7 protein-coding genes are annotated in these 8,626 nt (G+C 68.0%); 6 read left to right on the top strand and 1 reads right to left on the bottom strand.

Annotation, left to right across the window (positions count from 1 at the left end):
- A partial coding sequence (locus E2493_RS17250) for a methyl-accepting chemotaxis protein (protein WP_167737601.1) occupies positions 1-1,649 on the bottom strand: 1,649 nt, incomplete at its 3' end.
- A 405-nt stretch (positions 1,650-2,054) separates the two neighbouring features.
- Here E2493_RS17250 and E2493_RS17245 point away from each other — a divergent pair.
- The 6 genes from E2493_RS17245 to E2493_RS17220 all read left to right on the top strand — a co-directional run bounded on the left by E2493_RS17245 (position 2,055) and on the right by E2493_RS17220 (position 8,625).
- Positions 2,055-3,320: a GTP cyclohydrolase II gene (locus E2493_RS17245; protein WP_135089333.1), complete on the top strand. Its 1,266-nt coding sequence runs from the start codon at positions 2,055-2,057 to the stop codon at positions 3,318-3,320.
- Between the two features lie 20 nt (positions 3,321-3,340).
- Positions 3,341-4,537, top strand: coding sequence for a DUF1688 family protein (locus E2493_RS17240; protein WP_225421558.1), 1,197 nt, complete (start codon positions 3,341-3,343; stop codon positions 4,535-4,537).
- Positions 4,538-4,539: 2 nt separating this feature from the next.
- Positions 4,540-5,169, top strand: a complete 630-nt coding sequence (gene upp, locus E2493_RS17235; protein ID WP_135089330.1) for a uracil phosphoribosyltransferase — start codon at positions 4,540-4,542, stop codon at positions 5,167-5,169.
- A 101-nt stretch (positions 5,170-5,270) separates the two neighbouring features.
- Positions 5,271-6,800, top strand: a complete 1,530-nt coding sequence (locus E2493_RS17230) for a hypothetical protein (RefSeq protein WP_135089327.1) — start codon at positions 5,271-5,273, stop codon at positions 6,798-6,800.
- Positions 6,801-6,909: 109 nt separating this feature from the next.
- A complete protein-coding gene (locus tag E2493_RS17225; protein WP_135089324.1) occupies positions 6,910-7,506 on the top strand; it encodes an ankyrin repeat domain-containing protein in 597 nt (198 codons plus the stop codon).
- A 72-nt stretch (positions 7,507-7,578) separates the two neighbouring features.
- Positions 7,579-8,625 (top strand): S66 peptidase family protein, encoded by a 1,047-nt coding sequence (locus tag E2493_RS17220; RefSeq protein WP_135089321.1) that lies wholly within the window; start codon positions 7,579-7,581, stop codon positions 8,623-8,625.
- Position 8,626 lies beyond the last annotated feature (1 nt).

The following is an 8,626-nucleotide window of genomic DNA, read 5'->3' as shown; positions in this document are numbered from 1 at the left end:
ACCATCGCCGCGTTCTGCTGGGTCACCTTGTCCATCTCGGTGATCGCGGTGTTGACCTGGGCGAGCGCAGCCGACTGCTGGTCGGCGGCCATCGCGATCTGCGACACCAGGCCGCTGATCTCGTCGACCGAGCCGATGATCCGGCCGAGCGCCTTCCCCGCCTCGCCGACCAGGCCGACGCCATTGTCGACCTGCCTGGACGAGTTGGAGATCAGTGCGCCGATCTCCTGCGCCGCGTCGGCCGAACGCTGGGCGAGAGCACGCACCTCGTTGGCGACGACCGCGAAGGCACGCCCCGCCTCGCCGGCATGCGCCGCCTCGACCGAGGCGTTGAGCGCCAGCAGGTTGGTCTGGAACGCGATCTTGTCGATCACCTCGATGATCTTGGTGATCTCCTGGCTCGACTTCTCGATCTCGGCCATGGCCGCGACCGCATCGGAGACCGTCTTGCTGCTCTCCTGCGCATCGGCCTGGGTCGCGAGCACGAGCTTGTTCGCTTCGTTGGCGCCGACGGCGCTGTTCTGCACCGTCGTCGTGATCTCGGTCATCGCGGCCGCGGTTTCCTCGAGGCTCGCGGCCTGCTGCTCGGTGCGGCGCGACAGATCGTCGGACGCCTGGCTGATCTCGCCCGAGCCGCCGTGGATGTTGGCGGTCGACCGGGCGATCGTCTCCATCGCGCCGCGCAGCTCGGCGACGGCCCCGTTGAAGTCCTCCTCCAGCTTGCGATAGTCGCCGGGGAAGTCGGCGAGGCTGACGGTCAGATTGCCCGCCGAGAGCTTTGCGAGCGCGTCGGCTAGCTCGGCGACGACCTGCTGCTGGGCCGCGTCCGCGACCGCCTTGGCGGCTTCGGCCTGCTTCTGCGCCTTGGCATTGTCGCGGAAGACCACGAGAGCCCGCGCCATCGCGCCGAGCTCGTCCTTGCGGACCACGCACGGCACTTCGATCGAGTGATCGCCGTCGGCGAGCTGCCGCATCTGCCGCTCGATGTTGCCGATCGGCAGCACGATCCCGAGGCGGCTGACCAGGAAACCTGCGCCCAGTGCGCCCAGGATGCCGAGGATCGCAACGATCAGGCCAGTGAACGCGGTCGCATTGGCGCCCTCGCTCAGCGCCTGGGACCTCTGCTCGGCGGCCTCGACGCTCTTCTTGTTGAGCGGCTGGATCAGCCCGTCCATCTTCGCGAACGCGGGCTTGGCAGCGAGCATCACCTGCGTCGCCGCGGCATCCTCGTTGCGGGTGCCGAGCTCGATCGCGCGCCCCGCCGCCTCGTGAATGACGTTGAGCTGCGCGGAGACCTCTTCGATCTCGTCCGCGAGGTCCGGACGAAGCGCGCGCGCCTCTTCCAGCGCCTTGCGCGCATTCTCGAAGGTTTCCTTCTCGAAGGCCGTATTGTCTCGCGAGTCCTGCGACCCGGCGTCATAGGCGATCGAGCGGAACGCCGCGAGGCGGATCTCCTGGGTGAAGCGGTTGAAGCGGACGAGCTTGATCGTGCCCGCCAGCTGCTTGTTGACGAGCTCGGAATAGGCCGCGTCGGTGCTCTTGAGCACGCTGTTCGAATAGACGCTGAGAGCCAGGCACAGCGCACCGAGCATGGCGAGCAGCGCCATCACCTTCGTCGCGATGCGAAATTTACCTAGATATTGCAGCATAAGGTCCCCTTCCGTGGCCCGGACGAGCCACCATCGTGCCGAGGACGGAGCTACCCTGCTCATTCAGCTCGGCTTGGTAGATTCATAGAACGGGTGCTGCGTGTGCGAAGCGACACCGTAGTTCTACCGCAGTTCGGCAACTGCGTAGAATCCCTTATCGAAACAGCTACTTGAGATGTGCCGACTGGGCGGTAGCCAGTGTAGTAACGGTGTCACCTCGCTTGGCGATGCTGCACCGCAGCGGAACGGTCCCGCAGCGCCGGCCGCGCAAACCGTTGGCAAGGCGCGATTTAGCGTTCGTCGCGCAGTCGGTTGCGGCTGAAAATCCTCTGGCCGCGGCACCTCGACTGAACTAGCCTCCGTCCAGAGACCGGCGTGAGGCCGGCGCAAACGGGGGGATTGCCGATGGAGCGCGTACCCGAAGCCAGCAACGGCCATATCCGGCTGACCTCCCATCCCGGCTCGCGCGGCCCAGCCCGCTTTCCTCTCCGCTGGGGCGCCGCGACGGCGGCGGAACGCGGCCCGGTGATCGCCACCGTCAATGCCCGCTCCCACCGTAACGCGATCGGCGCCCATGGCGGTTCCTATTCGATCTATCGCGCCCTCGCGATCTCGTCGGGGGCAATGGATCCCCAGGCCCGCCCCGATCTCCAGGACACCGCGCCGGTGTGCGACATCGGGCCGCACCCGCAATGGGGCGAGCCGGGGCGGATCGTCTCGCTCGATCCCTGGGGCCATCGGGTCGCGCAGGACTTTGCCGGGCTGATCGCCGAAGGTCTCGACATCCGGCCGTCGATCGCAATTACCCGGGCACGGCTCACGCTTCCGGAGATACGCGACGCAATCGCCGCGGGGCGGCTGCAGGTCGATGGCGAGATCGTTCACGAGGCAGGGGACGTTTCGGTCACCAAGATCGCCGTCGATCCGGTCTGGTGGCTGCCAGGCGTCGCCGAGCGGTTCGGTGTCGCCGAGGGCAGCCTGCGGCGCTGTCTGTTCGAGCAGACCGGCGGCATGTATCCGGAGCTCGTCACCCGCCCCGATTTGTCCGTCTTCCTGCCGCCGATTGGCGGCATGACCCTCTACATCGTCGGCGATCCCGTCTTCCTCGGCGACGCGGCGAAGACCCTCACCTGCCGCGTCCACGACGAATGCAACGGCTCCGACGTGTTCGGATCAGACATCTGCACCTGCCGTCCCTATCTCACCCACGGCATCGAGGAAGCGACCCGCCAGGCGCAAGCCGGCGGCGTCGGCCTGATCGTCTACAACCGCAAGGAAGGCCGCGCGCTCGGCGAGGTGACCAAGTTCCTGGTCTACAACGCCCGCAAGCGCCAGCCGGGCGGAGACCAGGCGGCGACCTATTTCGAGCGCACCGAATGCGTCGCCGGTGTTCAGGACGCCCGCTTCCAGCAATTGATGCCGGACGTGATCCACTGGCTCGGCATCCGGCGGATCGACCGCTTCGTCTCCATGTCGAACATGAAATACGATGCGCTCGTCTCCGGCGGCGTCGAGATCGGCGAGCGCGTGCCGATCCCGGATTACCTCGTTCCGCCCGACGCCAGCGTCGAGATGGAGGCCAAGAAAGCTGCCGGCTATTTCACCCCGGAGGGCGCGCCGAGTGACGAAGCGCTGCGCTCGGTCATCGGACGGGATCTCGGCCAATTCTAGAGACCGACTCCTGCCAGGCCGTGCGGCGCCTGCTCAGCGCCGCGGCCGTGCGCGAGCGCGCGCACGAGATGCTCGCCACCGGGCTAAGCGGCGGCATCGACGGCTGGACGGTTGATCTCGATCGGCTGGACGAGGCGGCCGAGCGCACCGCCGCCGTGACGCGCGAGCTCTATCCCGAGCTCGACGTGCCGTTCCACGCCCGCTGGCGCCACTTCGTCGCCGGCGCGCCGGCCTTGCCGGACGCCGGGGAAGATCCGGCCGAGCGTGCCCGCGCCGCGTTCGATCTGGTCATCCTCTCGGTTCTGCTCGACGCCGGCGCCGGCCCCGGCTGGCGTTTCCGCGACCCGGTCACCGGCCTCACCCTCGGCCGCTCGGAAGGCCTTGCCGTGGCCAGCCAGCGGATGTTCGAGGCGGGCGCCTTCTCGCCGGATCCCGGCTCGCCTCATCGTGCCGACGCCGCGCTGCTCGCCGGACTGGCGCCGGAGACTCTGGCCCGCGGCTTCGCAGTCGATGCCGGCAACCCGATGATCGGCCTGGATGGGCGATCCGCGCTGTTGCGCCGTCTCGGTGCGCAGGCGCTCGCCCGGCCCGACCTGTTCGCCGTCGCCGACGCGGCACGACCGGGTGGCCTCTACGACGTGCTCGCCGCGCGGGCGGACGGCGGGTCGCTTCCCGCGCCGGCGATTCTCGAGCTGCTGCTCGAGGCGCTGGGGCCGATCTGGCAAGGCCGGCTCGTCGTCGAAGGCATCCCGCTCGGCGATTGCTGGCGTCATCCGGCGCTGAAGCGCGCCGACGCCAGCGACGGGCTGGTGCCGCTCCACAAGCTCTCGCAATGGCTCGCTTACTCGCTGATCGAGCCGCTCGAGGCGGCCGGCATCGCGGTGGTCGACATCGACGGCCTCACCGGCCTTGCCGAATATCGCAACGGCGGCCTGTTTCTCGACACCAATGTGCTGCGGCTCACCGATCCAGCCCTTGCCGCGAAGCGGCATGACGTCTCGGACCCGCTGATCGTCGCCTGGCGCTCGATGACCGTGGCTTTGCTCGATCGCCTGGCGCCGAAGGTGCGGACGCTGCTCGGCGTCGAGGAGGAGAATTTCCCCCTTGCCCGCATCCTCGAGGCAGGAAGCTGGACGGCGGGCCGCCGGATCGCGGCGGAAAAGCGGCAGGACGGCGGCCCGCCCCTCAACATCATCAGCGACGGCACGGTGTTCTGAACATGGATGGATTGACGATCGTCGGGCACCCGTTGGTGCAGCACAAGCTCAGCCTGCTGCGCGACCGGCGCAGCTCGACGCAGCTGTTCCGCGCCGTGGTGCGCGAGATTGCGACCCTGCTCTGCTACGAGGTGACGCGGGATCTCAGGACCGAGCTGATCGAGATCGAAACTCCGATCACGACCACGCTCTCCCCGGCTATCGCCGGCAAGAAACTGGTGTTCGCGCCGATCCTTCGCGCCGGCCTCGCCATGGCGGACGGCATGCTCGATCTGGTGCCGTCCGCCCGCGTCGCCCATATCGGCCTCTATCGCGAGCCGGTGTCGCTCCAGGCGGTCGAATATTATTTCAAGACGCCGGAAGACGTCGCCGAGCGGCTGGTGATCGTGGTCGATCCGATGCTCGCCACCGGCCACACCGCCATCGCGGCGATCGACCGGCTGAAGGAGGCCGGCGCCTCCGACATGCGCTTCGTCTGCCTGCTCGCCGCCCGACCGGGGGCGGAGGCCTTGCGCGCCGCGCATCCGGACGTGCCGATCTGGGCTGCGGCCATGGACGATCGGCTGAACGACCACGGCTATATCGTCCCCGGTCTGGGCGACGCGGGCGACCGCACCTTCGGCACGCGTTAGGCCGCGCTTCCTTCCGCGCTCCGCGGGCGTCCGCGCCGCCGATTACCCCTTTTCGCGACGACCGGACCTGGGTTAGCCTCATCCGGTCTAGGGGGGACAAGATGCGCTACTTGCCGTGGAAAATCAGTGCGCTGACGGCGCTCGCCGTCGCGTCGCCAGCGCCTGCCGAATGGCGCGAGGCGCGGACCGATCACTTCATCCTGACCATCGACGACACCGAGGAAGGGGCGCGCGATTTCGCCACCCGTCTAGAGCGGTTCGACGCGGCGCTTCGCTCGCTCTACGGCGTGCCCGACAATCCGGATCAGCATGCCCGGCCGCTGGAGATCTACGCGCTCAAGGACGGCGGGGTCTATGGCACGTGCGGCTACACCGCGCTCGGCTGCTACAAAGCGAGGCCGGACCGATCGCTGATCTTCAGCATGCACATGCCGGGCATCGACAAGAAGACGAAGACGGGCTGGTGGAGCTCGCAGACGGTGCTGCTCCACGAATATGGCCACCATTTCGCCTTCTCGAACTTCCCCACCGCTTATCCTTACTGGTTCTCGGAAGGCTTCGCCGAGTTCAACGCCAACGCCACGTTCGAGCCCGACGGATCGATCATCATCGGCTATCCGGCCAATTATCGGGCGGAGGGCCTGAAGAGCGGCAACCGCCTCTCGGCCAAACAGCTGTTCGATCCGATCCGCTACAGGACGCCGGACCTCGACCTGCTTTACGGCCGCGGCTGGCTGCTCACCCATTATGCGATGCTCGACACGGCGCGGAAGAAGCAGCTTGCCGCCTATCTCGAGGCGCTGAACAAGGGCGTTCCGAGCCTGCAGGCTGCCGAGCAGTCGTTCGGCGACTTGAAGCAGCTCAACGACGCTCTCGACGCTTACGCCAAGGGCCGCCTGCAGTCGCCGCTCTACGTCGCGCCCGATCCGAAGCCGGTGCGGGTGACGGTGACCACGCTCTCGCCCGGACAGGCTGAGATGCTGCCGCTGCACATCGCCTTCACCGTCGGCGTCCAGAAGGATTACCGTCTCGGCCCGGCGATGAAGGCGGCCAAGATCGCCGCCCGCTTTCCGGACGATGCGGTGGTGCAGACGCAATGGGCGGTCGCCGAGCATCACGCCGGCCGGCTGGACCGGGCAGACAAGGCGGCCGACGCGGCGCTCGCGCTGAAGCCGGACCATGTCGACGCCCTCGTCCGCAAGGGACTGATCGCGGTATCGCGGGCAACCAAGACGAAAGCGACCGATGCCGCCGCATGGTCGGCCGCCCGCGCCTGGTTCCTGAAGGCCAATCGCGCCGATCCGAACGCCGTGATGCCCCTCTACCTCTATTACACCAGCTTCGCCGCCGCGGACGCCAAGCCCACACCGGGCGCGGTGAAGGGGCTGATGCGCGCCGCCGCTCTTGCACCGGAGAGCACCGAGATACGTGTTCAGCTCGCCCGGCAGATGCTGACCGACGGCGATGCTGCCACGGCACGCGCCTTGCTTCAGCGCAGCGCGTTCACGCCGCACCGCGAACGCGACGAGAATCTCGCCCGCCAGCTCGTCGATCTGATCGACGCCGGTAAGGTCGAAGAGGCCAAGGCGCTGATGAAGGCGAAGGAGGACGAGGCGGAGAAGGAGGACTGACCCGCCGCAGCGCGGCCGTCACGGTTCGCCGCCCAAAGCTCTCGTCGATTGACAGAGCGGCCGCCGCGTCGGACACCTGCGGCTCCGAAGGCGTATTGGGGGCAATGGAATGAACGGGTTGCGTGTTGTTGCTGCGGCGGTCCTCCTCGTCTGTGCCGGTGGCTCGCTGGCTGCGTTCGCGGGCGACCCGTTCGAGGACGCGATCGTCGCGGTGCGCTGGAAGGAGAATGAGAAGGCGCTGGCGCTGATCGATACGCCGGGCTTCGACGTCAACCGGCAGAATGCCGAGGGTTACACCCTGCTCCACATCGCCGCCGACCAGAACAATTTCGAGATGGCGAAGATCCTGCTCCAGCGCGGAGCGAACCCCAACCTGCGCAGCAAGATCGGCAGCACGGTCGCCGACATGGCCTATAGCGGCTCGCCCCTGCTCGCCGCCGTGCTCAAGGCGGGCGGCCAATATGCCAAGAACGCGCCTTATGTCGCGCCCGCCTCGCGACCCGCCACAGCGGCCGCCAAGAGTGCGTCGGGGGCGACTCGGGCGCCTGCCTCGGCTGCCTCTGCGGCGGCGGCGAGCAACGATCCGCGCCGCAAGCAGTGCAACGCGCGCCATCATTCCTCATCGGCCCTGTGCAGCGACAGCACCTGCAAGATGCGTGAATACCGCAAGTGGCAGACCTGCCTGAAGACCGGCTCCTATAATTGACACCTCGATAGCCGTCGGAGCCGGGGGCTGCCGGGCCTCCGTAGCCGCGGCGATCCACGGAGAAGTGCGCGTATGTCCCTGATGCATGATCGACGAACTGCTCTGCAGGCTCTCGGCGCCCTCGCCGGCGCGGCCGTGCTGCCGCTCGCTCCGGCGGCGGCCGCGTCCGCGACGCGCAAGCCGCCGCGCCTGCGCGCCGGCGACACCGTCGGGCTGGTGGAGCCCGCCGGCTTCACCGACGACGAATTCGACCTGAAGCTGGTCCTCGAGACGGTTAGCGCGATGGGGCTCGTGCCCAAGCCCGCGCCGCACCTCGCCCAGCGCTACGGCTATCTCGCCGGGCGCGACCAGGAGCGGGCCGCCGATCTCAACGCGATGTTCGCCGACGACACGGTCCGGGCGATCTTCGCCGTGCGGGGCGGCTGGGGCTGCGCGCGCATCCTCCCCTATCTCGACTTCGACAGAATCCGCGCCAATCCCAAGCTGCTGATCGGGTTCAGCGACATCACCGCCCTCCACATGGCGCTCGCCGCCCGCGCCGGCTTCACCACCATCCATGGCCCGAACGCCGCGAGCTCCTGGGGCAAATTGTCCTGGGACGCGTTCCGCAGCCTCGCCTTCGACGGCGGCACGCCGCTCTACCGAAACCCGGAAGCGAGCGATGATCGGCTGGTCCAGCGCGGCGGCCGCATCCGTACCTTCCGCGGCGGCAAGGCCAGCGGCCGTCTGCTCGGCGGCAACCTCACCGTGCTGACCGCGCTGATGGGCACGCCCTATCTCCCGGACTTCAGCGGCGCGATCCTGTTCCTCGAGGATACGGACGAGGCTGAATATCGGATCGACCGGATGCTGACCCAGCTGTCCCTCGCCGGCGTGCTGCGCAAGGTCGCCGGGGTGGTCTTCGGCCAATGCACCGATTGCCGCAGCTCGGGACCTTCTTACGGCGGCTTCACCCTCTCCGAGGTGCTCAAGCAGCATCTGGAACCGCTCGGCGTGCCGGCCTTCCAAGGCGCATTGATCGGCCATGTCGCCAATCAGTTCAGCATCCCGGTGGGTATTCGCGCCGAGATCGACGCCGACGCGGGCACGATCCGCATCCTTGAGCCGGCGGTGGCGTAAG

Origin of the sequence: Sphingomonas parva (ex Maeng et al. 2020), from assembly GCF_004564275.1 — a bacterium.
Lineage (GTDB): Bacteria > Pseudomonadota > Alphaproteobacteria > Sphingomonadales > Sphingomonadaceae > Allosphingosinicella > Allosphingosinicella parva.
The sequence above is the reverse complement of the archived record's forward strand: the minus strand, read 5'-3'. Positions and strand labels throughout refer to the sequence as shown.

Excerpts from the sequence above, each read along its gene's own strand:
- E2493_RS17245 (WP_135089333.1), top strand. The coding sequence starts at position 2,055 with ATGGAGCGCGTACCCGAAGCCAGCAACGGCCATATCCGGCTGACCTCC.
- upp (WP_135089330.1), top strand. The coding sequence starts at position 4,540 with ATGGATGGATTGACGATCGTCGGGCACCCGTTGGTGCAGCACAAGCTC.
- E2493_RS17230 (WP_135089327.1), top strand. The coding sequence starts at position 5,271 with ATGCGCTACTTGCCGTGGAAAATCAGTGCGCTGACGGCGCTCGCCGTC.
- E2493_RS17225 (WP_135089324.1), top strand. The coding sequence starts at position 6,910 with ATGAACGGGTTGCGTGTTGTTGCTGCGGCGGTCCTCCTCGTCTGTGCC.
- E2493_RS17220 (WP_135089321.1), top strand. The coding sequence starts at position 7,579 with ATGTCCCTGATGCATGATCGACGAACTGCTCTGCAGGCTCTCGGCGCC.